The organism is Reyranella aquatilis, from assembly GCF_020880995.1.
Classification (GTDB): domain Bacteria; phylum Pseudomonadota; class Alphaproteobacteria; order Reyranellales; family Reyranellaceae; genus Reyranella; species Reyranella aquatilis.
The window spans coordinates 132,802-157,189 of sequence record NZ_JAJISD010000012.1; the positions used below are offsets into that span (position 1 = coordinate 132,802).

A 24,388-nucleotide genomic window follows, 5' to 3' on the forward strand; every position below is an offset into this window, starting at 1 on the left:
GCCTCGGCCGCCCGTCGCCGGATCAATCTCCGGCGGCGGGCAGGCCCTCGGGCGGCGGCGCGGTCGGCTTCGCCTTGTTCTTCTTCGCCTTGCGCCGCTCCTCGAAGCGCTGCAGCACGGTGAAGAACGACGGCACGAACAGCACCGCCAGGCAGGTCGAGGCGATCATGCCGCTCATCACGCACATGCCGAGCGAGATGCGTGAGTTGGCCCCGGCGCCGGTCGCCGTCACCAGCGGCACGACGCCGAGGATGAAGGCGAACGAGGTCATGAGAATAGGACGGAGGCGGGTGCGCGCCGCGTCGATCGCGGCCTCGGCGATTTCCATGCCTTCGGCCCGGCGGTCGCGCGCCACTTCGACGATCAGGATGGCGTTCTTGGCGCCCAGCGCGATCAGCAGCATCAGGCCGATCTGGGTGTAGATGTTGTTGGCGAGGCCGACCGAGGTGAGCGCGATCGCCGGGCCGCTCAGGGCCAGCGGGACGGCGAGGATGACGCCGAGCGGCGCGATCCAGCTCTCGTACTGGCCGGCGAGGCAGAGATAGACCAGCAGGATGGCCAGCGCGAACACATACATCAGCTGGTTGCCGACGATGTTCTCCTGATAGGCCATGGCGGTCCACTCGTAGCCGGTACCGGGCGGCAGGATCGCCTTGGCGATCTGGTCCATCAGCTGGATGCCTTCGCCCGAGCTGAAGCCCGCAGCTGGCGAACCGACGATCGCGGCCGACGGATAGAGATTGTAGAGGCTGATCAGCGGCGGACCGAGCGCCGGCTTCAGTTCGGCGATGGCGCCGAGCGGCACCATCTGGCCGTCGAGGTTCTTCACCTGAAGCCTCAGGATGTCCTCCGGCCGCGTGCGGTACTGCGAATCGGCCTGGATGTAGACCTGCAGGCTCAGGCCGAACTTGTTGAAGCGGTTGACGTAGGACGAGCCCATGTAGCTCGACAGGGTCGAGAAGACGTCCCCGACCGGCACGCGCAGCGACTCGGCCTTCACGCGATCGATCTCGACGCGTACGTGCGGCGCGCCGGCGCGGAACGAGGTGACCAGGTTGGTGAGCGCCGACTGCGTGCTGGCGTTCTGGATCATCGTGTCCGTGACGGCCTGCAGCTTGGCGTAGTCGAAGCTGCCGTCCTTCTGCTCGATCTGCATCTGGAAGCCGCCGGCGTTGCCGATGCCCTGGATGGCGGGCGGCACGATGACGAAGGCCCTGCCGTCCTGCAGGACCTTGAGCTTCTCCATCAGGCCCAGCACGATCGAACGCAGGTCCTGGTCCTTGGCCTTCAGGCGGACGTCCCAGTCCTTCAGGATGACGTAGGAGACGGCGGCGTTGGCCAGCGCCGAATTGGTGTCGAGAACCGACATGCCGCCCAGCGCCACCACGTTCTCGACGCCCGGCGCCGCCATGGCGATCTCGGACACCTGACGAAGCGTGGCGGACGTCCGCTCCAGCGAGGCGCCGTCCGGAAGCTGCACGCCGATCAACACGTAGCCCTGGTCCTCGTTGGGGATGAACGCGGTCGGCAGGCGGGCGACGCCCCAGCCGCCGATGCCGGCTGCGATCAGCGCGATCACCACCATGATGCCGGCGTGGCGCACCATGGCGCCGACCAGGCCCGCATAGGCGTCCTCGAGCTTGCCGTAGACCCTGTTGAAGCTGCGGAAGAAGACGTTGCGCTTCTCGGGCGGCGTCGCGGGCCGCAGCCACATGGCGCACTGGGTCGGCTTCAGCGTCGCGGCGTTGATGGCGCTGATCAGCGCCGTGGCCGCAATCACCAGAGCGAACTGGGCGAACATCTGGCCGGTCAGGCCGGGCAGGAAGGCGGCCGGCAGGAACACCGACATCAGCACCAGCGTGATGCCGATCACGGGGCCGAACAGCTCGTCCATCGCCTTGATCGACGCATCGTGCGGGGTCATCCCGCGTTCGATGTGATGGGCGACGCCCTCGACGATGACGATCGCGTCGTCGACCACGATGCCGATCGCCAGCACGATTCCGAACATCGTCGTCGTGTTGATGGTGAATCCCATCGCCGCCATGGCGGCGAAGGCGCCGATGATCGTCACGGGGATCGTGGTCGCCGGGACCAGCATCGCGCGCCAGTCCTGCAGGAAGATCACGATCACGATCAGGACCAGGATGCCGGCCTCGATCAGGGTCATGAAGACCTCGTGGATCGAGGCGTTCACGAAGCGGGTGGTGTCGAACGGCACGTCGTAGGCGAGGCCGGGCGGGAAGGACTTGGAGAGCTCCGCCATCTTGGCGTTTACCCGCTTGGCCACGTCGAGTGCATTGGCGTCGGGCAGCTGGTAGATCGCGATCCCGGAGTTGGGCTTGCCGTTGATGTGCGAGGTCTGGGAATAGGTCTGCGCGCCCAGCTCGACCCGGCCGATGTCGCGCACCCGCACGATCTTGCCGCCGTTGCCCTGGTCGGCCTTGACGATGATGTTGCCGAACTCCTCGGGCGTGCTGAGGCGGCCGACGACGTCGATCGTGTACTGGAAATCGAGCCCCTTGGGGGCCGGCGGCTGGCCGACCTGGCCCGCCGTCACGTCCTGGCTCTGCTGCTGGATGACCCGGCTGACGTCCGCCGGCGTGAGGCCGAACGTGTAGAGCTTCTGCGGATCGAGCCAGACGCGCATCGAATACTGGCCGACGCCCAGCACGTTGACGTTGCCGACGCCCGGCAGGCGCGACAGCTCGTTGACCAGGTTGATGGTCGCATAGTTGCTGAGATAGAGGCTGTCGTAGCGCTGGTCTGGCGAGGTCAGCGACACGATCTGCAGGATCGAGGTCGACTTCTTCTCGACGATGAGGCCTTGCGCCTGCACGGGCATGGGCAGGGAGGCGAGCGCGGCGCTGACCTTGTTCTGTACCAGCACCTGCGCGAAATCGAGATCGGTGCCGATCTCGAACGTCACCGTGAGCGTGTAGGTTCCTGCGTCCGTGCTGTAGGACTGCATGTAGATCATCTTCTCGACGCCGTTGACCTGCAGCTCGACGGGCAGGGCGACATCGTTGACGACGACCGCGGCGCTGGCACCCGGGTAGGTCGTGGTGACCTGGACCGTGGGCGGCACGACGTTGGGATATTGGGCGACCGGCAGGGTCACCAGGGCGACGCCGCCGATCAGCACGATGATGATGGCGAGGACGTTGGCCAGGACCGGCCGGTTGATGAAGAACGCGGAGATCATGGCGGCGTTTCCCGGCCGTTCACTTGGGTGCGGCGGGAGTGCCGTCGGTCGTGACGGGGATGGTCGTCAGTTTGGGAACCACCTTGGCGCCGGGGATCGCGGCGCCGTTGAGGTTGAGCACCACCTGGTCGTCTTCCTTCAGTCCCGTCGAGATGACACGCAGCCCGTTCGCAAGGAGCTGGCCCGTCGTGATGCGGGTCTGGGTGACGACATTGTCCTTGCCGACCGTCAGCAGGTACTTGCCGGCCTGGTCCTCGGAGATCGCCCGGTTGGGGACCAGCAGCGAGGGCGTCGGCCCGAGGCCCTTCGGCACCTTCACGCGCACGAAGAAGCCGGGGATCAGGGCACGGGTCGGATTGCTGAACAGTCCGCGCACGAGGATCGTGCCGGTCGTGGCATCGAGCTCGGGCGAGACGTAGTTCAGGAAGCCCTTGTGAGGGAAACCTTCCTCGTTCATCAGGCCGATCTCGAGGGGAATCTTGCTCAGTTCCTCGACGTCGAGCCGGCGATCCTTCAGGTTGCGGCGGATCTCCAGCACGTCCTGCTCACTCATGTTGAACGTGACGTACATCGGGTCGAGCTGGACGATCGTCGCCAGTTTGGTGGCGTTCGTGGCGCCGACCAGCTCGCCGACCGAGACCAAGTGCTTGCTGACGATGCCGTCGAACGGGGCGTTTACCGTGGTGTAGCTGAGATTGGTCTGGGCGACCGTGAGATTGCCCTCGGCATTCTCGACATTGGCCCGCGCATTGTCGCGCTTGGCCTTGGCGGTGTCGTAGGTGGCCTGGGCGGAGACGTTCTGGCGGAGCAGGGTTTCCTGGCGCGTGAACTCGGCTTCGGCCTGGACCAGCAGGGCCTTGTTGCCGTCGAGCTGGGCCTCGGCCTCCTTGACCTTGGCCTTGTACATCGTCTGCTCGATGCCGAAGAGTTGCTGGCCCTTCTTCGCCTCCGAACCGTCGACGTAGTTCTGCGAGGTCAGGAAGCCCTCGACGCGGGCGACGAGATCGACGGTCGCGAAGGCGACGGTGTTGCCGGTCAGCACCTCGAACGGCGCCACCTCCTGCTTGACCGGAACGGCGACGCTGACTTCGGCGGGCGGCGGGGGCTGGAACTTGTTCTCGGGCTTGCAGCCGGCGAGCAGCGCGGCCAGCGCGACGGCGGCCATGACAGGCGCCAGTGCCCGAAGCGGTCTCGTGACTGCAAAAACTACGGCTTCATCGTTACGATTCGACATGTTTCCGACGATGCTCCCCGCGAGGCCGGCCCAGCGTTAGCGCATCCCATGCGCGATTGCCACCGCCCAGCGGGGTCACAGCCGCTTGAAGAGCAGCGACAGATTGTTGGCGGGCATTTCGACGATCTCGGGAGGCGAAAAGCCCGCCTTGCCGGCGAGGTCGACGACCGCTTCCAGGTCCCGCACACCCCATGCGGGATTGCGCCGCCGGAGATCGGCATCGAAAGCTTCGTTGCTGGGTGCAGTATGGCGGCCCTCCCGGCGATAGGGACCGTAGGTGAAGAGCAGGCCTCCGGTCGGCAACAGCCGCGCCGCGCCCTCGACCAGTCCGATCGCGGCATCCCAAGGCGCGATGTGGATCATGTTGCAGCACAGGACCGCGTCGGCCCGTTCGACCGGCCAGACCGGCCGGGTGACGTCGATCTCCAGAGCCTGCCGCACGTTGGCGAGGCCGAGGGTCCGCACCCAGTCGTCGATGCTGGCGCGGGCATCGGCATCGGGGTCGCTGGGCTGGAAGACGAGGCCGGGCCGGGCCGCGGCATAGTGCACCACGTGCTCGCCGGTGCCGCTGGCGATCTCGAGCACGAGTCCCTCGGTCGGGAGGCGCGGCTGAAGGACTTCCAGGATCGGTTGCCGGTTGCGGGCCGCCGCCGGTGCTTCGCGTCTCATCGTGCCTCCTGGAGGGCCTGCCAGATCCGGGCGGGCGTTGCCGGGCCATCGAAGCCTTTCACGCCGAGCGGCGCCAGCGCGTCAAGGATGGCGTTGGCGATGGCCGGGAAGGCCGCGATCGCCCCGGCCTCGCCGCAGCCTTTCACGCCCAGCGGATTGGTCGTGCAGCGGGTGGGATTGAAGCCGAGGTCGAAGGACGGCAGGTCGTCGGCGCGCGGCAGTGCATAGTCCATGAAGGAGCCGGCCACCATCTGGCCCGACGTGCCGTCGTAGGTCGCATGCTCCAGCAGCGCCTGGCCCGCGCCCTGCGCCATGGCGCCGTGCGCCTGGCCGGTGGCGATCATCGGATTGACCAGCACGCCGTAGTCGTCGACGGCGGTGTAGCGCGCGAGATCGACGCGGCCGGTGTCGCGATCGATCTCGACCTCGACCACGTGCGCGCCGTTGGGAAAGGTCATGTGCTCGCGCTTCCAGGCGTGGAACGTGTCAAGCGGCTTGCCTTTCTCGCGGCCGAGCGCGGCGACCTCGATCAGGCCGATGGCGCGGTCGGTACCGGAAACCACAAAGCGCCCTTCCTCGAAGCGGATGTCGGCCTCCGCGGCTTCCAGCGCCTCGGCGGCCAGCACCGTGCCCTTGGCGACGATCTCGTCGGAGGCCCGCCAGATGGCGGTGCCGCCCATATAGGTGGCGCGAGAGCTGCCGTGGCCGCCGCCGAACGGGATCGCGTCGGTGTCGCCCTGAACCAGGCGGATGCGTTCGTTCGGTATGCCCAGCCGGGTGCTGAGGATCTGCGGGAAGGTCGTCTCGTGACCCTGGCCGATATGCTGCGTGCCGGTGATCAGCGAGATCGTGCCGTCGGCCTCGAAGCGCACGTCGACATTCTCGTCGGGCGGGCCGCCGGTCGCCTTGATGTGATAGGCGACGCCCCGCCCGCGCAGGCGACCGCCGCGTTCGCTCTCCTGCCGGCGCGCCTCGAAGCCCGTCCAGTCGGCGCGGAGCAGGGCCTTGTCGAGCGATTCGGCGAAGTGGCCGCTGTCGACCTGGAAACCGAAGGCGTTGGTCATGGGCATCGCCTCGGGCGGCACCATGTTGCGCCGCCTGAGTGCGGTGCGGTCGAAACCGGTCTGGCGCGCGGCCGCATCGATCAGCCGCTCGACGATGTTGATTGCCTCGGCGAAGCCCGGTCCCCGCGTCACGCCGATCGGCGCGGTGTTGGTAACGACGGCCACGACATGCAGCGCGATCGAGGGGATGCGGTACACCGAACCCTGCAGATGGATGTACTGGAAGGTCTGCACGCCGCCGCCGGCGCCGGCCATGTAGGCACCGAGGTTGGCGATGCTGGCGATGCGCAGCGCCAGGAACCTGCCCTCGCCGTCGAGCGCCAGCGAAGCCTCGGCCTGCATGTCGCGCGCGGCGTGGTCCGACAGGAACACCTCGCTCCGGCTCGCGATCCACTTCACCGGCCGGCCGACCTTGCGCGCCGCCCAGAGGACCAGCGCGTGCTCGACATAGGCGAAGTTCTTGGCGCCGAATCCGCCGCCGACATCGTGCGCCCTGAAGCGCACGTCCTTCGGCTCGACGCCGAGCGAGCGCGCCACGAAGTTGCGGTTGATGTGGATGTTCTGGCTGGAGACGTGCAGCGTGTAGCGGCCGGTCCCCGGGTCGAAGGTGCCGACGCCGCCGCGCGGCTCCATCGGGTTCATCACGATGCGATGATTGTCGAGCTCGAGCGAGACGACATGCGCCGCGGCCGCAAAGGCGGCGTGGGCGCCTTCGGTGTCGCCGGTGTGCCAGTCGAGGCAGGTGTTGTTCGGAATCTCGTCGGCGAGCTGCGGCGCGCCTTCCGCGCGGGCCTCCCTTGCCGAGACGACGGCCGGCAACGGCTCATAGTCGACGACGACCCGCTCCGCGGCATCGAGCGCCTGAGCGATCGTTTCGGCGACGATCAGGGCCACCGGCTCGCCGGCATAGCGCACTTTGCCCGAGGCGAGCAGCGGCTGGGCTGCGAAGGCGAAGGGCTCGCCGGTCTGGATGTTGGCCTCGGCATAGGGCCGCAGCGGCTTCAGCCCATCGGCCTCGGCCTCGATGGCCGTCAGCACGGCCAGCACGCCGGGCATGCCGCGGGCCGCCCGGGTGTCGATCGCCTTGACGATTGCATGAGCGTGCGGCGAGCGCAGCACGACGGCCTGCGCAACGTCGTCGAATTTCAGATCGTCGAGATAGGCACCCTGGCCGGTGACGAACCGCGCATCCTCGCGGCGTCGCGGTGACTCTCCCATCCGTTCGATCGTCATGTCCGCAACGTCTCCGCGTTCTGTGCCTGACGCTTCTCGTCCCACCAGTCACGCACCTGCAGACCCCAGTAGGCAAGCTGCGTTGCCGCGCGTCCGGCCGGCCCGCCGGCCCAGCCGGTGCCGAACGGTACGAACAGCTGCCAGCGCGCCGGGTCGCCCAGGATGCCTGACGCCACGGCGTCCGCGCCGGCTGCCGTCTGCGCGAGCCCGTGCCCGCCGAACGCCGAGCAGACCCAGAGGCCCGGCTCGATCTCGCCGACCTGGGGCATCTTGTGCGGCGCATAGCCCATGATGCCGGGCCAGGCGTAGGCGATGCGAACCTCGCCGAGCTGCGGGTAGACCGAGAGGATGTCGCCGCGCATCATCTCGCGAAGACGCGGCGGTTCGTTGGTGTCGGTTGTGATTCGTCCGCCCCACAGAAGGCGGTCGCCATCGACGACGCGGTAGTAGTCGCCGGCGCGCCGCGTGTCGGAGATGGCGCCCGCCCAGCGGATCGCTTCGCCGAGGCGCGTGCCGAGTTTCTCGGTGACGGCCACGTAGGTCGCAACGGGAAGCACCGCGCGTGCGATTCGCGGCTGCACCGCACCGAGATCGGCATTGCCGGCCAGCACGACATGCTGCGCTCTTATACTGCCGTTCGGCGTGCGCAGTCGCCAGCCCGTGCCGTCGCGCGTCGATTCCAGCGCCTCGGTGCTCTCGTAGATCCGCCCGCCGTTCCGCTCGATGTCGGCGGCCAGTGCCAGCGCGAAGTTCAGCGGATGGATGTGGAACGACGTCGGATCGTGGATCGCCTGATGGTAGCGCCTCGTGTCGAGGACCTCGCGCACGCGCACCGCCGGCCAGGGCTCGAACGTGGCGCCGAGCTGCCCGGCCAGCGTGCGCGTTCGGTCGGCGAAGCCTGCGCCCTGGTCGGTGCGCGAGACGCTGAGCTTGCCGCTGCCCATCAGGATGTCGGGACGGCCGAGCTCGACGATGGCTTCGCGCACGATCGCCACGCCGCGCTGCGACTGGGCATAGAGCCTGCGCGCATGGTCGAGGCCCAGCCGGTCGATCAGCGCGCCGGATCTTTGAGCGTAGCCCGCGCCGACGAAACCCCCGTTGCGACCCGACGCGCCCCAGCCGATGCGCCGGCGTTCCAGCACCACCACGTGCTTGCCCTGTCGCGCCAGCAGTCGCGCCGCGTGCAGGCCCGCGAAGCCGCCCCCCACGACTGCGACATCGGCCTCCTCCCGTGCGGTCAGGGGCGTCCGAGCGCGGCTCTCGTCTCGCGTGGCGGCATACCAGCTTGCCGGATAGTCGTTCTCGGCCATTCCATTCTTCTCCGCGAGAAGAGGTGCCACAGGGAGGCTTGCAAGGTCACGCCCTGTCCCGCACAAATTTTGCCAAGGACTTTCCACCGGCTTTCGCAATCCTGGAGGACGCATGTCGATCGATTTCGATGCGGTGATCATCGGCGCTGGGTTCGGCGGCATGTACATGCTGCACCGCCTTCGTCAGAAGGGTTTTACGGCGCGCGTGTTCGAGGCCGGCAAGGGCGTCGGCGGCACCTGGTACTGGAACCGCTATCCCGGTGCGCGCTGTGACGTCGAGAGCGTCCAGTATTCCTACCAGTTCTCGTCCGAGCTGGAGCAGGAATGGGAATGGTCGGAGCGCTACGCCACCCAGCCCGAGCTGCTGCGCTACGCAAACCATGTCGCCGACCGCTTCGACCTGCGCCGCGACATGCGCTTCGAGACGCGCGTCGCCCGGGCAACGTTCGACGAGGCCGCCAGCATCTGGAAGGTCGAGACCGAGCGGACCGGCGCCTCCGGCACGGCGGGAAGCGTCACCGCGCGGTTCGTCATCACCGCCATGGGCTGCCTGTCGTCGCCCAACACGCCGAAGATCCCGGGCCTCGAGGAGTTCAAGGGGCCGACCTATCACACCGGCAACTGGCCGCATGAGGGAGTCGACTTCACCGGCAAGACGGTGGGCGTGATCGGCACCGGCTCGTCGGCGATCCAGTCCATCCCCGTGATCGCCGAGCAGGCCAAGCACCTCACCGTCTTCCAGCGCACCGCCAACTACACGGTGCCGGCGCACAACAGGCCGCTCGATCCCGATTATGTGCGGCAGGTGAAGGCGAACTATCCGGAGATGCGCCGGCGCGCCAAGACCAAGCCGGCCGGCATCGACTTCACCATCAATCCCGCCTCGGCCGTCGAAACGCCGGAGGAGGAGCGCAACCGCCAGTTCCAGGAGCGCTGGGACTATGGCGGGCTGGGCTTCATGGCCTCGTTCTCGGATCTGCTGCTGAACGACGATTCGAACAAGTTCGCGGCCGACTTCGTGCGCGCCAAGATCGGCGAGGTGGTGAAGGATCCGGAGACCGCGGCGGCACTGGTGCCGAAGAACATCATCGGCTGCAAGCGCCTCTGCGTCGATACCGGCTACTGGGCGACCTTCAACCGGCCGAACGTGACGCTGGTCGACATCAGCGACGAACCGATCGAGCGCATCACCGCCAATGGCCTGCGCGCCAAGGGCCGCGACTACACGTTCGACTGTCTCGTGCTGGCGACCGGCTTCGACGCCATGACCGGCGCGCTGCTGAAGGTCGACTTCCGCGGTCGCGGCGGCGTCTCCCTGAAGGAGCGATGGAACGAGGGGCCAAAGACCTATCTCGGCCTCACTGTCGTGGGCTTCCCCAACCTGTTCATGATCACCGGGCCCGGCAGCCCCTCGGTGCTGACCAACATGCTCCCCTCGATCGAGCAGCATGTCGACTTCATCGCCGATTGCCTCGAGGCTTTGCGCCGCAAGGGCAAGACGGTGATCGAGGCCGAGCCGCAGGCGCAGGAAGCGTGGGTCGGCCATGTCGGCGACGTGTCGAACATCACGCTGCGCTCGACCTGCAGCTCCTGGTACGTGGGCGCCAACATTCCCGGCAAGCCGCGCGTGTTCATGCCCTATATCGGCGGACTGCCGGCCTACATCCAGGCCTGCGAGAAAGTGGTGGCCAACGGATACGAGGGCTTCGCCCTCGCCTGAGCGGCGCCCGACTGCACGAAAGCGCGGTTGACGCCCGTCTCTCCATCGCTCTAATTTTAACCTATTGGTTAATTAATTGAGCGATGCGAGGCTGGCATGCGCAGAATACTGGCCCTCGTCGGTGCCCTGGTCGTCCTGGCGGTTGCTGCGATCCTGATTTACGCCGCGACCAAGCCCGATTCGTTCCGGGTCGAGCGGTCGATGGCGATGAACGCGCCGGCGGAGAAGATCTTTCCCTATATCGAGGGGTTGAAGCGCTGGACCGAGTGGTCGCCGTACGAGGGGCGCGACCCGCAGATGAAGCGCACCTACAGCGGGGCGGAGAGCGGCAAGGGCGCGGTCTACGAGTGGGACGGCAACGACCAGGTCGGCAAGGGCCGCATGGAGATCGTCGATTCGAAGCCGCCGAACAGGGTCGTGATCAAGCTCGATTTCCTGAAGCCCTTCGAAGGTCACAACACCGCCGAACTCATCGTGGAACCGAAGGGCGGTCAGACGATTGTCACCTGGGCGATGTACGGTCCCAGCACCTTCATGACCAAGCTGATCGGCACCTTCATGGACATGGACGACATGATCGGCCGGGATTTTGCCGCAGGCCTCGCGAAGCTGAAGACCGTCGTCGAGAAGTGAACACACACTTGTCGAGGAGGATCCCATGATCCGCACCATCCGCGCGCTTGCCGTTGTTCTCGCTTTGGGTCCGGTGGCCGCGCAGTCCCAGACGCCGGCAGCCCTGCCGCCGGGAGTCTTCGCTGCTGAGCGCGACGTCGCCCTGGCAAGCGCCGGCGCCTATACGCTCGACGAACAGCATACCGCCGTGATCGTCCGGGTCTCCCATATCGGCTATTCGCAGAGCGTGTTCCGCTTCGACCGGGCCAGGGGCTCGCTCACCTGGGATCCCGCTGCAATCGAGACGTCGAAGCTCTCGGCCTCGGTCGAGGCGGCCTCGATCACGACCAACGTGAAGGGCTTCGCCGAGGAACTGGCCGGCGAGAACTTCCTGAAGTCCAAGACCTTCCCCGAAGCCACCTTCGTCTCGACGTCGTTCAAGCCGGTCGACAGGACGCGCGGCCGGGTCGAGGGGCAGTTCACGCTCATGGGCAAGACCCGGCCGGTCACCTTCGACGTCGAGCTGGGCGGTGCGGGCAAGGGCTTCGGGGGCAAACCGCGGATCGGCGTGCATGCGGTGGCCACGATCAGCCCGCAGGACTACGGGCTGCCGGCGCTCTTCACGGATCCCATCCAGATCCAGATCGATACCGAGTTCGAGAGGAACCAGTAACCGGGAGGATGACATGGCGGTCCAGCCGTATCTGTTTTTCAACGGCCGTTGCGAGGAGGCGCTGGCGTTCTACAAGGAACGCCTTGGCGCCACGATCGAGATGATGATGCGCTTCAGGGAGAATCCCGACGCCGGCGTGATGGAGCACATGAAGATCAATCCCGAATCCGTCATGCATGCCAGCCTGCGGATCGGTGATGCGATGATCATGTGCTCCGATGGCATGGGCAGCGATGGCAAGACCAACTTCCAGGGCTTTTCGCTTGCGCTCGATGTCGCGACCGAAGCGGAGGCCGACCGGGTCTTCGAGGCACTGGCGAGGGACGGCCAGATCCAGATGCCGATCGGCAAGACGTTCTTCTCGCCGCGCTTCGGCTGCGTCGCCGACAAGTTCGGCGTCTCCTGGATGGTGATGGTGCCACAGGAGATGTAGGTGCGCCGTAGCGTGCCTCTCCCGTCACTCGGGGGAGGTGCACGAAGGGCGGGGGGCTGCGGCCTGAACTCTTCCGGCGACAAACGCGCTGGTTGCTTACCCCCTCCCGGCCTCCCCCGTATGACGGGGGAGGAGAAAGAACGCGGGTGGCGACCTACTTCTTCTCGACGTTGGCCGAGCGCAGAGGGACGCCGAACTCGCGGCGGCAGACGTCGGCCAGCACCTCGACGCCCTTGCGAATCGTCTCCGGCTCGGGATTGGCGAAGCAGAGCCTGAGGCGCGAGCGGGCGTATTCCTTGTTGGTCGACCATTCCTGGCCGGGATTGAGCGACACGCCGGCGGCCAGCGCTGCCTGCGCCAGTTTCGTCGTGTCGACCTGGTCGGGCAGCTTGATCCAGAGATAGATGCCGCCCTCGGGGTCGCCGAACTCGGCATCGGTGCCGAAATGCTCGGCCAGCGCTTCCCGCAGGGTCTGCAGCTTGGCCGACAGGGTTTTGTTGAGCTTCGGGACGTGGCTCGCGAAGTGCTGCGTGCAGAACTCGGCCAGCACCATCTGCTCGAGCGCGCCGGAGCCCGCGTCCTGCTTGAGGCCGAGGATGCGGCCGAGGATCTCCCACTTGGCGACGATGTAGCCGACCCGCAGCGCCGGCGCGATCGACTTGGAGAAGGAGCCGATGAAGATGACGCCTTCACCCTTGGCCATGGCATAGAGCGAGGGCGGACGCTTGCCGCTCCAGATCAGGTCGGAGTAGCACTCGTCCTCGAAGATCATGACGCCGTACTCGGCGGCGATCTTCAGCAGTTCGGCGCGGCGGGCCTCGCCCATGATGGCGCCGGTCGGGTTCTGCACCGTCGGGATCGTGTAGATGTACTTGGGCTTGATGCCCTTCTGCTTCAGCTCCTCGAGCTTCTGCTTCAGCACGTCGAGGCGCAGCCCTTCCTGGTCGAGCGGGATGCCGACCACGTTGGCGCCGATCTTGTTCAGCTTGGTGAGGGCGCCGCCGTAGGTCTCCTGCTCGATGATGACGGTATCGCCCTTGGTCACCAGCAGGCTGTTGATCAGGTCGAGTCCCTGCATCGAGCCCGAGGTGATCAGGATCTCGTCCGACGCACACTCGATGCCGGCATGATCCTTGAGCTTGGCCGCGAGGAATTCGCGCAGCGGCTTGTAGCCCAGCGGGCCGCTGTTCAGCCCATAGGTCGCGAGCGTCGCGCCCTCGCGCGTCAGGACCGCCGTAGCGGCGTCGATCAGCGCCTGGACGGGCACGTTCTTGGCGTCGTTGTGACCGCCGATGAAATTGTACTTCGGGAAGCCGTTCCACTTGGCTGCGGGAGCGGGCGTGCCGGGCGCCAGCAGGGGCGCGAAATCGAATGGAGCAGTCATGGTCGTTTCCTCTTGGTTGACCAATTGCTGGGCCAACCAAAGGGAATTCGCAACAGATTTGCTCCGATCAGGCCGTCGCGCGGAACGAATTGGCGTGCGCCATGTCCCAGGCCTTGCGCCAGCGCGGGTCGCTGGTGCCCGAGATCAGCTCACCCTCCGCGAGCGCCGGGAACAGGTCGGCGAAGGTCTTGACCTCGCTGGCCGAGACGCGCCGGGAGATGTGGGTCGGCTTGAAGTCGGTCGGATGGTCGAGGCCGGCGGCGGCCGTCATCTCGGCCAGCTCGCGCAGCGTGGCCCGGTGGAAGTTCGCCACCCGCTCCATCTTGTCGGGCACGACCAGTGCGCGCTGGCGCGTCGGATCCTGGGTGGCGACTCCCGTGGGGCAGCGGTCGGTGTGGCAGGACTGCGACTGGATGCAGCCCACGGCGAACATGAAGCCGCGCGCGGAGTTGCACCAGTCCGCGCCCAGCGCCATCGCGCGGATGATGTCGAACGCCGTGATGATCTTCCCGGCCACGCCGATCTTGACCCGGTGCCGGGCGCCGATCCCGACCATGGCGTTGTGCACGATGTGAAGGCCCTGCCGCATCGGCTTGCCGATATGGTCGAGGAATTCCATCGGCGCCGCACCGGTGCCGCCCTCCTTGCCGTCGACGACGATGAAGTCGGGATAGATGCCGGTCTCGACCATCGCCTTGCAGATCGCCATGAACTCCCATTCGTGGCCGACGCAGAGCTTGAAGCCGGCCGGCTTGCCGCCCGACAGGCGGCGCATCTCGGCGATGAACTTCATCATCTCGATCGGCGTCGAGAAGGCGGTGTGATGCGAGGGCGAGATGCAATCCTCGCCGACCGGCACGCCGCGCGTCAGCGCGATCTCCTCGCTGACCTTGGGGGCCGGCAGCACGCCGCCATGGCCGGGCTTGGCGCCCTGGCTGAGCTTCAGCTCGACCATCTTGACCTGCGGGTTGGCGGCACCCGCGGCGAACTTCTCGGCCGAGAAGGTGCCGTCGGCGTTGCGGGCGCCGAAATAGCCGGAACCGATCTCCCAGATGATGTCGCCGCCGCCCTCGCGGTGATAGGGGCTGTAGCCGCCCTCGCCGGTGTCGTGCGCGAAGCCGCCGAGCTTGGCGCCGCCGTTCAGGGCGCGGATGGCGTTGGCGCTCAGCGCTCCGAAGCTCATGGCCGAGATGTTGAAGATCGAGGCGGAGTAGGGCTGCGTGCACTCGGGGCCGCCGATGGTGATGCGGAACGGTTCCTTGCTGACGGGCGTCGGCGAGATCGAGTGCGTCATCCATTCGTAGCCCTCGGCGTAGACGTCGTAGTTGGTGCCGAAGGGGCGGACGTCGAGCATCGACTTTGCGCGTTGGTAGACGATGGCGCGGCGGTCGCGCGGGAAGGGCATGCCGTCCTTTTCGCCTTCGAAGAAGTACTGGCGCATCTCGGGCCGGATCGCCTCGAAGATGAAGCGCAGGTGGGCGGCGATCGGATAGTTGCGCAGCACTGCGTGCCGGGTCTGGTAGTAGTCGTAGAAGCCGACGAGGGTCAGGAACAGGGCGATCGCGAAGCCGACGCCGATCCACCAGGAGCGGGGGTCCATGGCCCACGCCATGCCCAGCAGCACGGCGAAGAACGTCGCCAGCGTCCAAGTGATGAATCGCGGCGTCAGCGGCAGCGGCATCGATTTCATTTCGCTTCCTCGAGGCTTCATTGCGGGTCACGCGCCCGCCCGCACTGTAGCGCACTTAACCGCGTTCGAATGACACGCTCTTGACGACGGCATAGACCGGCCGGCCGGCGGCCAGCCCCAGCCGGTCGACCGACTTGGCCGTGACGCGGGCCATCAGCGTGGCGCCGTTGCAGTCGAGGCGGATATCGGCCTGCGCGCTTCCGGCCGGGGAGATCCCGGCAATCGTGCCGGCCAGCACGTTGAGGGCGCTGATGTCCGTGGGCGGCTGCAGGCTGAGCATCACGTCGCGGGCCCGGATATAGGCGCGGACCGGCGCGCCGACCGGGACGGGAAGGCGGGGGACCTGCAGTTCGCCCGCGAGGCTCTGCAGGATGGAGAGCTGGAAAGCCTCGTCGTGGCAGCTCACCGTCGCATCGAGCACGGCGCCGCCGTCGGTCGCGTCGGCGAGCGGCAGGATGTCCTGGACGGGCCCCACTGCGCTCACCTTGCCGTCCGCCAGGACAACCACGGTCGTGGCGAGCCGCGCCACCTCGGCGACCGAATGGCTGACATACAGGATCGGCACGCCCGCCTCGTCGCGCAGCCGCTCGATATAGGGAAGGATCTCGGCACGCCGCGCTTCGTCCAGCGAGGCGAGCGGCTCGTCCATCAGGAGCAGCCTCGGTTTCGCAAGCAGGGCGCGGCCGATGGCGACGCGCTGCTTCTCGCCGCCCGAGAGGGAGTCCGGATGGCGCTCGAGCAGATGACCGATGCCCAGCAGGTCGACCACGGTGCCGAGATCGGCCTTTGCCCCGCCACCGCCGCGCGCGAACCAGCGCCCATAGAGAAGATTTCGGCGTACGCTGAGATGCGGAAACAGCCGGCTGTCCTGGAAGACGTAGCCAATGCGCCGTCGATGCGCGGGGACGAAGAGGCCGCGCTCGGTATCGACGAGGACCTGCCCGTCGACGGCGATGCGTCCCCGGTCGGGCCGGATCAGGCCGCCGACGATGTTGACCAGGCTGGTCTTGCCCGAGCCCGAGCGGCCGAACAATGCCGTCAGCCCGGGCGCCGCGGTGAAGCGCGCCTCGAGGTGGAAGCTGCCGCGCCTGTGGTCGACGTCGACGTCGAGGCTCATGCCGTCTGCCGCCGCGTGGCGATGCGCTTGGCCAGGAGTTCTGATCCGAGCAGCGCGAGCATGGATATGGCGATCGACACGAGCGTGAGGCGCATCGCGGCGGCGTCGCCCCCGGGGACCTGCGTCAGCGTGTAGATCAGCGAGGGCAGGGTCTGGGTCTCGCCGGGGATGTTGGACACGAAGGTGATGGTGGCGCCGAATTCACCCATCGACTTGGCGAAGGCCAGGATTGCGCCAGCGATGATCCCCGGCAGGCAAAGAGGCAGGGTGACGGTCGCGAACACCCAGAGCGGATTGGCGCCGAGCGTGCCGGCCGCCGCCTCCAGCCGCTGGTCCACGGCCTCGATGGAGAGGCGGATGGCGCGGACCATCAGCGGGAAACCCATGATGGCGCAGGCGAGTGCCGCACCGGTCCAGCGGAAGGAGAAGACGATGCCGAACTCCTCCGCGAGAAAGCCGCCGATCGGGCCGCGACGGCCGAACGAGAGGAGCAGCAGGTAGCCGGTCACGACCGGCGGCAGGATCAGCGGCAGGTGAACCAGCGTGTCGAGCAGGCTCTTGCCCCAGAAACGCCCGCGCGCCAGCAGCCAGGCGATGGCGATGCCCAGCGGCAGGCTGAACAGCGTCGCAGTCGTGGCGATCAGGAGGCTCAGCCGTACGGCCGTCCATTCTTCCGCGGTCATATCCTCTTCCCGGTCAGGAAGTCGGTATAGTCGGTCGGATATAGCGCTGCGTCCAGAGCCGGCTCGCCGCCGCGAGGCCGCGCCGCAGCGCGACGAGCACGACCGCCAGCAGCGAAACCGCCAGCACCTTCTGCGCGGGCCGTGGCACCAGGTCCGGATCGAGATTGGCGGCCAGCACGCGCATCGGGTCGATCTTGTTCACCAGCCCGTACCACGCTGCTTCGAACACGACGGTCGTGAGCGTCGCGCCGGCCGCGAGCAGCAAGAGGCCGATAAAGCGTGTGCGCAAGGTGGGCGGCAGGATGCGCCACAACATCAGCCACGCGAAAAGTCCGGCGGCGAAGGCGGCCTCGCCGATCTTCACCTTGGACTGGATGAAGAAATGGAGGATCGCCAGCGCGACCGCCGGATAGACCAGCCAGTGGAGGCGTTTCCAGTTACGTTTTAGCCGCTTCTGCCAGCCGTTGGTCGAGGTGACCGCGAGCGCCACCAGCGCCAGCAGCGCCACGAAGCCGATGGTCAGGTAGAAGCGCTTCACGATCTCCGTGGCGACGACGACCAGGTTCCATTTCTGGTCGAGCACATAGATCAGCAGGTGCGCGACGGCATAGAGCGCGGCCGCGACCCCGACGCGACGCCTGATGTGGATCAGCGGCGACCAGTCGAAGATCGCCCGCGCCGGCGTCAGCGCCAGCGAGACCAGCAGGAACGCGACCGCCCAGTCCCCGGTCGCATGGGTGACGAAGGTCACGGGGCGCGGCTCGAGATCGCCCGTGTACCAGCGCCAGGCGAGGTGGATCGCGGGCAGGCAGAGCGCGACCAGCGTCGCGAGCCTCAGCCAGGAGATGATACGCTGATTGGACACGGACGGACCCTAGTCGATGGAACGATCAACGATGGGTCAAAGAAACGTCATCGCTGGTTGCCGAACAGGAAGCGCCAGGTGCCGATCGTCGGCGCGATCTCGACGCCGAACGGCCGGAGTCGCCGCTGGGTGAAGAGGGTGCGCGTGGCCGCACCCACGGCCGCCACGTCGGTACCTTCGACCAGGGCGATCCACTCGGCTTCTTCCGCCTTGGGATGGTCCATGCTCTTGTCCTGCAGGGGCGCATGGGCCACTTCGAGGTCGTTCTCCCCGACCGCGGCGCCCAGCAGGCCGGGCCGGGCGATCAGTTTCGGCAGCGCCTGTTCGGACAGCCATTCCACCAGCGCCTTGCGCCGGCGCGGGTCGGGCACGAACCTCACCGTCGCCAGGACGCCACCGACACCGTGCGTCCGGTCGGCCTGGATGCGCAGGGTGAAGCGGGTGAAATGCGTGAACCGCGCCATGACCGACTGGCTCCACGGGGTCTGGTTGGCCAGCCTGTCGAGGTAGGCGGGCGTGGCCAGGTCGTCGACCGTGTCGCATTCGTAGGTCGCGAGGTACTTCGGCGTGGCGCGGACGGCGACGTAGCGGCGCGCGCGATGGAACCCCGGCAGGTTCACGCGCTCGTCGATATGTTCGCGATTGTACCACTCGTTGTAGTCGCGCTCGTCCCGCGCCGACACCTCGGTCAGCGTGATCAGCATTCCCTTGCCAAGGAGGGGCATCAACAACTCCGATCCTGAGGCACAGAATGCCTTCAAAGCCGTGTGTTTGCCATCGCCGGAATCAGGGTGTCTTGCGGGCCTTCTCGCCGATGACGATGCGGATGGCGGCCTCGGTCGGGCCGGGCGTCTGCGGTCCGTTGAGCGTGCCGCGGAACCGGCCCCAGTTCGCCGGCCAGTCGCCCTTGGTGGCGCTGAAGCCGGCTGTGCCCAGCGCTGCCACGAGGGTCGCCGCGGCCTCGTGCACGGTCGCGTCGCTGCCGTCGCGCACCAGCACGACGACGCCGTAGATGCCGGCCACGCCGCCCCAGGTCCATGTCTGCGGCAGCCAGCCGGCCTGGGCGAGATCGGCGGAAATCGTCGCGCCGACGGCGGGCGCGTCCGAGATCTGACCGACCAGGAAGATCGCTGCCTGTGTCCCGGCAAACTTCCGCAGGCTCGTGACGAACGGCGACTGCGGTGCGGCCGGTTCCGCTCCAGGCGGTGGCGTCGATTCTGCCGCTTTCTCGGGAGCCGGATCCGGCGTACGCGTGGTCGCGTCCCTAACCAACTTCCCGAGGTCGGCAAGGCGCCGCCGGATTTCTGCCGCATCGAACAGTGGAGGTCGCGCAGTCTCAGGGGCGGCGCTGCCTTCAGCCGGTGCCCGGGCTGCTTTCTCCGTCGCTTCGCGGGCGGCCTGTTCGAGCGCCGTGGCCCGCTCGCGCGCTTTTTCCGCTTCCTGAGCCAGCGCCGTCGCCTGATCCCGCGCGAGGGAGACTTCCCGTTCGAGCTTTGCCGTACGATCCCGCTCGGTGGCGATGGCCCGTTCGAGGTTGGCTGCCTGTTCGCGCGCCGCCGAGGCTTCTCGCTCGCGCTGTGCGGCCTGGCTCGCCAAGCCCTTGTACTGATCGATCGCCGCCTGCTCATGAGCGCGAATGGCACCGCTGTAGCGGAACGAGAGGAACGTCGTGATGCCCAGCGCCGTCACGGCCAGGAGGGTGGCGACCAGGCTCGCGATCATGGCCTTGTCCATGATCGACGCCCATCCCCGAAGCTGATCGATGTCCATGTTCACCGGCTGGTTGGAGCGCATGCCAAGCCCGTGCCCTTCCCGCACCCGTTTAACAATCGGCAAATCGCCGCCGGGCGGTGAATTGCCGTGACAAATCGGAGGCGAGCCCGCGTCAGCCTGGTGCAGGTTCGAGGCCCCGGACTCTTCGGGCGGGCGTGCGCTCTCTAGGCGCGTCGGCCCTGCAGCACGATCGCCAGGCCTTCATCCTTCAACCGAACCGTATCGGCGGCGAGCTGAGTCCATCCGCGCCGCGCGCAATCCTTCGCGATCGCCTCGACTTCGAAGAAGCCGAGTCTCATGCGTGACGCAACGGTATCGAGCATCCGCCACGAGCCGGCAGACATCCCGGGCGTCTCTTCCGCGAGAGCGGCGCAGAGGGCACGTGCACGGTTGTCCGGAACGGAAGGCGTAGACATGAACCACTCCTTGGCTGCTCGCGATGGCTTCGATTTGCAGCGCCCGCTGCATTCGGCTTCGTGGGGGCTGCCTCATCCTATGTCAGATCGACAAGACCACCGTCGACACCGTTCAACGCGATATCCACATCACTCGTCGCAGGCCTGTCCGTGATCGGGCGGGCGTTGGCCGCGATCGAGAACGCGTGCGCTTTGCGAATCGGCGTCAGTTGGCACGGCCCTGCGCCATGTCGATCAATGCCTTGAACGCGGCCGAGTGGTTGCGCCTGCCGGGATAGTAGAGACAGAGGGGTGCCAGCAGTGGTGTCCAGTCCTCAAGGATCCGGACGAGACGCCCCGCCTCGATGTCTTCGCGCACGTCGGACTCCATGAAGTAGCCGATGCCGACATGGTCGAGCACCGCGATGCGCGAGAGGCTGGCCTCGTCCAGCGTGATGGGTCCTTGAACGTCGATCTGGATGGATTGCCCATCCTTTTCGAACTGCCAGCGATGCAGCGCGCCATTCGGCAGTCGGATGCGGAGGCATGCGTGGCGCAGCAGGTCGGGAGGCACGCGGGGCTTGCCATTGTCTTTGAAATAGTCGGGCGATGCGACCACGGCAAAGCGACGGGGAGGACCGACGGGAATGGCAATCATGTCGCTCGGCACCAGGTCGGCGCTCCTCAGGCCGAGATCGAACCCTTCGGCGACGATGTCCACGATCCGGCCCTCGGTGACGAGATCGATGTGAACCTGGGGATAGCGCTGCAGGAATTTCAGGAGGAGTGGACCGAGCACCTCTCGTGCCCCGGTCGCGAAGGCATTGATCCGGAGGGTCCCCGAGGGGGTTTCCTGCTGCGAGCGGGCGGCGCTCATCGCATCGTGCAGGGTGCGTACGGCAGGACCGACCTGATCGACGAAGTTTCGTCCGGCATCCGTCAGGGAAACACTGCGCGTGGTGCGATTGAACAGCCGGACCCCGAGTCGGCGTTCGAGCTTGCCGATGAGGTTGCTGAGGGCGGTGGTCGACAGGCCAAGTTCCTGCGCCGCCGCCCGGAACGATCCGCGCCGGGCAATGCCGAGAACGGCATCAAATTCGATCAGACCGTGATTCGCCATTGTCCCGATTTTCGCAACACTACATGGCAGTTTGACCCGATTATCGTGATCTATCGCCGCCTCTAAATCAATCTCGTCACGTCATGGAGCCGAGCGATGCCGATCGAACTACCCAAACCCATAGCCGACTATGTCGAGGCCAACGCGCGGCTCGATGTGGATGGGATGCTGAAGCCTTTCGCCGCCGATGCGGTCATCCTGGACATCGGAAGGCGCAACAAGGGCCACGCCGAGCTTCGGACCCTGTTCGAAGACGAGGTGATTGCGGTCAAGGCCATCTTCACGCCGGATGCCGCACACCACGAGAACGGCCAGGTCGTGGTCGAAGGCCCTGCCCATGGCGACTTCAAGGGCAGCCCGATCCGCTTCACCTACCGCTTCACGCTCGAACACGACGCGATCAAGGCCCTGGAGATCGCGATATGACCATCAAGGCCGATCCGACAGAGTTCGAGGGAAAGCGCGTGCTCGTCAGCGGCGGCACCAAGGGGCTGGGCTGCGCCACCGTCGCCCGCTTCCTGGCCGGTGGCGCCCGGGTGATCACCGCCGCCCGGGGACACGCCGAGCCCATCGACGGCGTCGAGTTCGTGCAAGCGGACCTGACGACGCCGGAAGGAGGGGAACTCCTGGCCAATGCCGCGCTGGAGCATCTGGGTGGCGTCGACATCCTGGCCCATGTGATCGGCGGGTCGTCCTCGCCGGGCGGCGGCTTTGTTGCCCTGACCGACGATCACTGGCTCGCCGAGCTCAACCTGAACCTACTCGCGACGGTCCGCCTCGATCGGCTTCTCATCCCGCAAATGATCGAGCGGGGCACCGGTACGGTGGTGCACGTCACCTCGATCCAGTCGGTCCTGCCTCTTCCCGAGGCGACGACCGCCTACGCCAGCGCCAAGGCCGCCCTCAGAACCTACAGCAAGTCGCTCTCCAACGAGCTCGGGCCGAAGGGTGTGCGGGTCAACACCGTTTCCCCCGGCTGGATCATGACCGAGTCGTCCGTCGACCTGTTGAGGCGCCTGCAGGCGGCCAATGGCGGCACGATCGAGGAGGCGCGGCAAGTCGTCCTCGACAGTCTGGGCGGCATCCCGATCGGGCGCGCGGCCGAGCCCTATGAGGTCGCCGACCTCATCGCCTACCTGGCCTCCGATCGAGCCGCCGCGATCCACGGCGCCGAGTTCGTCATCGATGGCGGCACCGTTCGGACCGTCTGAAGACTGGCTCTGACAAGAAGTATTGTTTCATCCCGCTGTCTCTGCCGGCTGGTCTATGCTCCCGGCTCCGCGGGAGGAAACACCATGAAAATCGCGAAAATCGAGGATCTGCATTGCGACGCCGGTTGGCGCGACTTCTCCTTCCTAAAGATCACGACCGACGACGGACTGGTCGGCTGGTCGGAATACAACGAAGGCTATGGCAGCGCGGGCCTCACCGCCGTGATCCGGCGCATGGCGCAGGGACTGATCGGCCAGGATCCGCGCCCCGTCGAGCGCATCATGTCGACGATCTACGCCATCACCCGCCAGGCGCCGGGCGGCATGAACCAGCAGGCGATGGCCGCCATCGAGAATGCGCTGATCGACATCAAGGCGAAGGCCTTGGGCATCCCCGTCTGCGAACTGTTCGGCGGGCCGGTGCGCGACCGCCTGCCGCTCTACTGGTCGCATTGCGGCAGCTACCGGTTCCGCAATGCCGAGGTGATGGGCGTCGAGCCGGTGCGCTCGCTCGACGACCTTGTGAAGCTGGGCCGCCACGTGAAGGAGCGCGGCTTCAAGGCGCTCAAGACCAACATCTTCCGCTTCGATCTCGATCCGCCGAACATGTACCAGCCCGGCTTCGGCCGCAGCCCGGGCGGGCCGGAACTGAACGCCGACGGCGCGGTGCTGGCTGCGATCTCCGACGGGCTGGCCGCCTTCCGCCAGGGCGCCGGTCCTGACATGGGCATCCTTCTCGACACCAACTTCAACTTCAAGACCGAGGGATACATCAAGGTCGCGCGGGCCTGCGAGCCCTACAACCTCTTCTGGCTGGAGATCGACTCCTACGATCCCGAGGGGCTTCGCCTGATCCGCGACCGCGCCTCGATGCCCATCGCCTCCTGCGAATCGCTGTTCGGCCGCCGCCAGTTCCGGCCCTACTTCGAGAACCGCTCGATCGATGTGTCGATCATCGACGTGCCGTGGAACGGGCTCGCCGAGTCGCTGAAGATCGCCTCCATGGCCGAGGCCTACGAGATCAACTGCGCGCCGCACAACTTCTACGGCCATATGTCGACCCTGATGAGCGCCCATCTCTGCGCCGCCATGCCGAACTTCCGCATCATGGAAATCGATATCGACGACGTGCCATGGAAGGACGATCTGGTGACTCACCCGCCGGTGATCCAGAATGGCGAGCTGATCGTGCCCACCCGGCCCGGCTGGGGTGCCGACATCAACGAGGAAGCGGTCAGGGCGCATCCGCCGAAGAACCCGCATCCCTGAGAGGAAGAGACAATCCCATGGTCTACGAGTTTCGCACCTACACGCTGGCGCCGGGCAAGATGCCGGAATACCTCAAGGCCGCCGAGACGATCGGCCGCCCGGCGCGCGGCAACAACTACGGCGTCAACCACGGCTACTGGACGTCGGAGTTCGGCGCGCTGAACCAGATCTGGCATCTGTGGAAGTACGACAGCTACGAGGAGCGCACGCGCCTGCGCGCCGAGCTGCAGAAGAACAAGGACTGGACCGAGAAGTACATTCCGATCGTGAAGACCTGCGTGGTGCGCCAGGACCTGCGGCTGATGAATGCCGTGGTCGACATCAGACCCGACGACGGCACGACCGGAAACGTCTACGAGCTGCGCATCTACCGCTGCGGCCTGGGCGGCGCGGTGCAATACGGCAAGGACTTCAAGGAAGTCCAGGCGGCGCGCGAGAAGTACTCACCGATCTGGGGCGCCTGGACCGGCGAGTTCCCGCAGCCCAACGAGTGGATCCATCTCTGGCGCTACAAGAACCTGCAGGAGCGCTTCGAGGCCCGTGCCGCGGCCATGAAGGATCCGGCGTGGCAGGCCTATCTCGCCAAGGGTCCGGCCAAGCTGCAGGAGATGCACTCCACTCTGCTGCTGCCGACCAACTACTCGCCGCTCAAGTAGAGACGACGGAACGGACACGACCTCACCCCGGGGAGCGATTCCCGGGGTGAGGTGGCTTGGAAATTGCGAGGA

Annotated in this window: 22 protein-coding genes; 8 read left to right on the forward strand and 14 right to left on the reverse strand. The window is 66.7% G+C overall.

From position 1 onward, the window contains the following. Window positions 1-22: 22 nt before the first annotated feature. The 5 genes from LJ725_RS23905 to LJ725_RS23925 form a co-directional block, all read right to left on the reverse strand. Window positions 23-3,205 carry an efflux RND transporter permease subunit gene (locus LJ725_RS23905; RefSeq protein ID WP_230553456.1) on the reverse strand — a complete coding sequence of 1,061 codons (3,183 nt, stop codon included), beginning with the start codon at window positions 3,203-3,205 and terminating at the stop codon, window positions 23-25. Between the two features lie 19 nt (window positions 3,206-3,224). Further along, window positions 3,225-4,370, reverse strand: a complete 1,146-nt coding sequence (locus LJ725_RS23910; RefSeq protein ID WP_230553457.1) for an efflux RND transporter periplasmic adaptor subunit — start codon at window positions 4,368-4,370, stop codon at window positions 3,225-3,227. Window positions 4,371-4,514: 144 nt separating this feature from the next. Further along, window positions 4,515-5,108, reverse strand: a complete 594-nt coding sequence (locus LJ725_RS23915; RefSeq protein ID WP_230553458.1) for a DUF938 domain-containing protein — start codon at window positions 5,106-5,108, stop codon at window positions 4,515-4,517. After that, on the reverse strand, window positions 5,105-7,405 hold the full coding sequence (locus LJ725_RS23920; protein WP_230553459.1) for a xanthine dehydrogenase family protein molybdopterin-binding subunit: 2,301 nt from the start codon (window positions 7,403-7,405) through the stop codon (window positions 5,105-5,107). Before LJ725_RS23920 ends, LJ725_RS23915 begins: the two co-directional genes overlap by 4 nt. Continuing rightward, complete coding sequence (locus tag LJ725_RS23925) at window positions 7,402-8,715, reverse strand: NAD(P)/FAD-dependent oxidoreductase (RefSeq protein ID WP_230553460.1); 1,314 nt, start codon at window positions 8,713-8,715, stop codon at window positions 7,402-7,404. Before LJ725_RS23925 ends, LJ725_RS23920 begins: the two co-directional genes overlap by 4 nt. A 112-nt stretch (window positions 8,716-8,827) precedes the next feature. Between LJ725_RS23925 and LJ725_RS23930 the strand changes: the two genes are divergently transcribed. The 4 genes from LJ725_RS23930 to LJ725_RS23945 all read left to right on the forward strand — a co-directional run bounded on the left by LJ725_RS23930 (window position 8,828) and on the right by LJ725_RS23945 (window position 12,153). Continuing rightward, entirely contained in the window at window positions 8,828-10,435 is a 1,608-nt protein-coding gene (locus LJ725_RS23930) for a flavin-containing monooxygenase (protein WP_230553461.1), read from the forward strand. 96 nt (window positions 10,436-10,531) lie between these two features. Next, window positions 10,532-11,068 (forward strand): SRPBCC family protein, encoded by a 537-nt coding sequence (locus tag LJ725_RS23935; protein WP_230553462.1) that lies wholly within the window; start codon window positions 10,532-10,534, stop codon window positions 11,066-11,068. Between the two features lie 25 nt (window positions 11,069-11,093). After that, window positions 11,094-11,720, forward strand: coding sequence for a YceI family protein (locus LJ725_RS23940; RefSeq protein WP_230553463.1), 627 nt, complete (start codon window positions 11,094-11,096; stop codon window positions 11,718-11,720). Between the two features lie 13 nt (window positions 11,721-11,733). Beyond that, complete coding sequence (locus tag LJ725_RS23945; protein WP_230553464.1) at window positions 11,734-12,153, forward strand: VOC family protein; 420 nt, start codon at window positions 11,734-11,736, stop codon at window positions 12,151-12,153. Window positions 12,154-12,307: 154 nt separating this feature from the next. Here LJ725_RS23945 and LJ725_RS23950 read toward each other — a convergent pair whose 3' ends face one another. The 9 genes from LJ725_RS23950 to LJ725_RS23990 all read right to left on the reverse strand — a co-directional run bounded on the left by LJ725_RS23950 (window position 12,308) and on the right by LJ725_RS23990 (window position 21,180). After that, the gene (locus tag LJ725_RS23950) at window positions 12,308-13,537 is read right to left on the reverse strand and encodes an aminotransferase-like domain-containing protein (RefSeq protein ID WP_230553465.1); all 1,230 of its coding nucleotides are present in this window, start codon (window positions 13,535-13,537) and stop codon (window positions 12,308-12,310) included. A 67-nt stretch (window positions 13,538-13,604) separates the two neighbouring features. Then, window positions 13,605-15,227: an FMN-binding glutamate synthase family protein gene (locus tag LJ725_RS23955; RefSeq protein WP_230553466.1), complete on the reverse strand. Its 1,623-nt coding sequence runs from the start codon at window positions 15,225-15,227 to the stop codon at window positions 13,605-13,607. A 55-nt stretch (window positions 15,228-15,282) separates the two neighbouring features. Beyond that, window positions 15,283-16,344 carry a molybdenum ABC transporter ATP-binding protein gene (gene modC / locus LJ725_RS23960; RefSeq protein WP_230553467.1) on the reverse strand — a complete coding sequence of 354 codons (1,062 nt, stop codon included), beginning with the start codon at window positions 16,342-16,344 and terminating at the stop codon, window positions 15,283-15,285. Further along, the gene (gene modB, locus LJ725_RS23965) at window positions 16,341-17,027 is read right to left on the reverse strand and encodes a molybdate ABC transporter permease subunit (RefSeq protein ID WP_230553468.1); all 687 of its coding nucleotides are present in this window, start codon (window positions 17,025-17,027) and stop codon (window positions 16,341-16,343) included. Before modB ends, modC begins: the two co-directional genes overlap by 4 nt. A gap of 13 nt (window positions 17,028-17,040) precedes the next feature. Beyond that, a complete protein-coding gene (locus LJ725_RS23970; protein ID WP_230553469.1) occupies window positions 17,041-17,892 on the reverse strand; it encodes a protein-methionine-sulfoxide reductase heme-binding subunit MsrQ in 852 nt (283 codons plus the stop codon). A 47-nt stretch (window positions 17,893-17,939) separates the two neighbouring features. Next, window positions 17,940-18,617: a DUF4286 family protein gene (locus LJ725_RS23975; protein WP_230553470.1), complete on the reverse strand. Its 678-nt coding sequence runs from the start codon at window positions 18,615-18,617 to the stop codon at window positions 17,940-17,942. Between the two features lie 61 nt (window positions 18,618-18,678). Continuing rightward, entirely contained in the window at window positions 18,679-19,686 is a 1,008-nt protein-coding gene (locus tag LJ725_RS23980) for a hypothetical protein (protein ID WP_230553471.1), read from the reverse strand. A 143-nt stretch (window positions 19,687-19,829) separates the two neighbouring features. After that, window positions 19,830-20,081, reverse strand: a complete 252-nt coding sequence (locus tag LJ725_RS23985) for a hypothetical protein (protein WP_230553472.1) — start codon at window positions 20,079-20,081, stop codon at window positions 19,830-19,832. A 205-nt stretch (window positions 20,082-20,286) separates the two neighbouring features. After that, a complete protein-coding gene (locus LJ725_RS23990) occupies window positions 20,287-21,180 on the reverse strand; it encodes a LysR family transcriptional regulator (RefSeq protein ID WP_230553473.1) in 894 nt (297 codons plus the stop codon). 96 nt (window positions 21,181-21,276) lie between these two features. Between LJ725_RS23990 and LJ725_RS23995 the strand changes: the two genes are divergently transcribed. The 4 genes from LJ725_RS23995 to LJ725_RS24010 all read left to right on the forward strand — a co-directional run bounded on the left by LJ725_RS23995 (window position 21,277) and on the right by LJ725_RS24010 (window position 24,316). Continuing rightward, window positions 21,277-21,606, forward strand: a complete 330-nt coding sequence (locus LJ725_RS23995; RefSeq protein WP_230553474.1) for a nuclear transport factor 2 family protein — start codon at window positions 21,277-21,279, stop codon at window positions 21,604-21,606. Then, a complete protein-coding gene (locus tag LJ725_RS24000; RefSeq protein WP_230553475.1) occupies window positions 21,603-22,391 on the forward strand; it encodes an SDR family oxidoreductase in 789 nt (262 codons plus the stop codon). The genes LJ725_RS23995 and LJ725_RS24000 overlap by 4 nt, the downstream gene beginning before the upstream one ends. An 84-nt stretch (window positions 22,392-22,475) precedes the next feature. Then, window positions 22,476-23,660: a mandelate racemase/muconate lactonizing enzyme family protein gene (locus LJ725_RS24005; protein WP_230553476.1), complete on the forward strand. Its 1,185-nt coding sequence runs from the start codon at window positions 22,476-22,478 to the stop codon at window positions 23,658-23,660. Window positions 23,661-23,677: 17 nt separating this feature from the next. Further along, window positions 23,678-24,316: an NIPSNAP family protein gene (locus LJ725_RS24010; protein ID WP_230553477.1), complete on the forward strand. Its 639-nt coding sequence runs from the start codon at window positions 23,678-23,680 to the stop codon at window positions 24,314-24,316. The last annotated feature ends 72 nt before the right edge of the window (window positions 24,317-24,388 follow it).

What these genes read in the sequence shown, in the direction of transcription:
- LJ725_RS23905 (WP_230553456.1), bottom strand. Translation starts at nt 3,205, where the DNA reads ATGATCTCCGCGTTCTTCATCAACCGGCCGGTCCTGGCCAACGTCCTC.
- LJ725_RS23920 (WP_230553459.1), bottom strand. Translation starts at nt 7,405, where the DNA reads ATGACGATCGAACGGATGGGAGAGTCACCGCGACGCCGCGAGGATGCG.
- LJ725_RS23945 (WP_230553464.1), top strand. Translation starts at nt 11,734, where the DNA reads ATGGCGGTCCAGCCGTATCTGTTTTTCAACGGCCGTTGCGAGGAGGCG.
- LJ725_RS23950 (WP_230553465.1), bottom strand. Translation starts at nt 13,537, where the DNA reads ATGACTGCTCCATTCGATTTCGCGCCCCTGCTGGCGCCCGGCACGCCC.
- LJ725_RS23910 (WP_230553457.1), bottom strand. Translation starts at nt 4,370, where the DNA reads ATGGCCGCCGTCGCGCTGGCCGCGCTGCTCGCCGGCTGCAAGCCCGAG.
- modC (WP_230553467.1), bottom strand. Translation starts at nt 16,344, where the DNA reads ATGAGCCTCGACGTCGACGTCGACCACAGGCGCGGCAGCTTCCACCTC.
- LJ725_RS23985 (WP_230553472.1), bottom strand. Translation starts at nt 20,081, where the DNA reads ATGTCTACGCCTTCCGTTCCGGACAACCGTGCACGTGCCCTCTGCGCC.
- LJ725_RS24010 (WP_230553477.1), top strand. Translation starts at nt 23,678, where the DNA reads ATGGTCTACGAGTTTCGCACCTACACGCTGGCGCCGGGCAAGATGCCG.
- LJ725_RS23975 (WP_230553470.1), bottom strand. Translation starts at nt 18,617, where the DNA reads ATGCCCCTCCTTGGCAAGGGAATGCTGATCACGCTGACCGAGGTGTCG.
- LJ725_RS23980 (WP_230553471.1), bottom strand. Translation starts at nt 19,686, where the DNA reads ATGCGCTCCAACCAGCCGGTGAACATGGACATCGATCAGCTTCGGGGA.
- LJ725_RS24005 (WP_230553476.1), top strand. Translation starts at nt 22,476, where the DNA reads ATGAAAATCGCGAAAATCGAGGATCTGCATTGCGACGCCGGTTGGCGC.
- LJ725_RS23935 (WP_230553462.1), top strand. Translation starts at nt 10,532, where the DNA reads ATGCGCAGAATACTGGCCCTCGTCGGTGCCCTGGTCGTCCTGGCGGTT.
- LJ725_RS23925 (WP_230553460.1), bottom strand. Translation starts at nt 8,715, where the DNA reads ATGGCCGAGAACGACTATCCGGCAAGCTGGTATGCCGCCACGCGAGAC.
- LJ725_RS23990 (WP_230553473.1), bottom strand. Translation starts at nt 21,180, where the DNA reads ATGGCGAATCACGGTCTGATCGAATTTGATGCCGTTCTCGGCATTGCC.
- LJ725_RS23995 (WP_230553474.1), top strand. Translation starts at nt 21,277, where the DNA reads ATGCCGATCGAACTACCCAAACCCATAGCCGACTATGTCGAGGCCAAC.
- LJ725_RS23955 (WP_230553466.1), bottom strand. Translation starts at nt 15,227, where the DNA reads ATGAAATCGATGCCGCTGCCGCTGACGCCGCGATTCATCACTTGGACG.
- LJ725_RS23915 (WP_230553458.1), bottom strand. Translation starts at nt 5,108, where the DNA reads ATGAGACGCGAAGCACCGGCGGCGGCCCGCAACCGGCAACCGATCCTG.
- modB (WP_230553468.1), bottom strand. Translation starts at nt 17,027, where the DNA reads ATGACCGCGGAAGAATGGACGGCCGTACGGCTGAGCCTCCTGATCGCC.
- LJ725_RS23940 (WP_230553463.1), top strand. Translation starts at nt 11,094, where the DNA reads ATGATCCGCACCATCCGCGCGCTTGCCGTTGTTCTCGCTTTGGGTCCG.
- LJ725_RS23930 (WP_230553461.1), top strand. Translation starts at nt 8,828, where the DNA reads ATGTCGATCGATTTCGATGCGGTGATCATCGGCGCTGGGTTCGGCGGC.
- LJ725_RS24000 (WP_230553475.1), top strand. Translation starts at nt 21,603, where the DNA reads ATGACCATCAAGGCCGATCCGACAGAGTTCGAGGGAAAGCGCGTGCTC.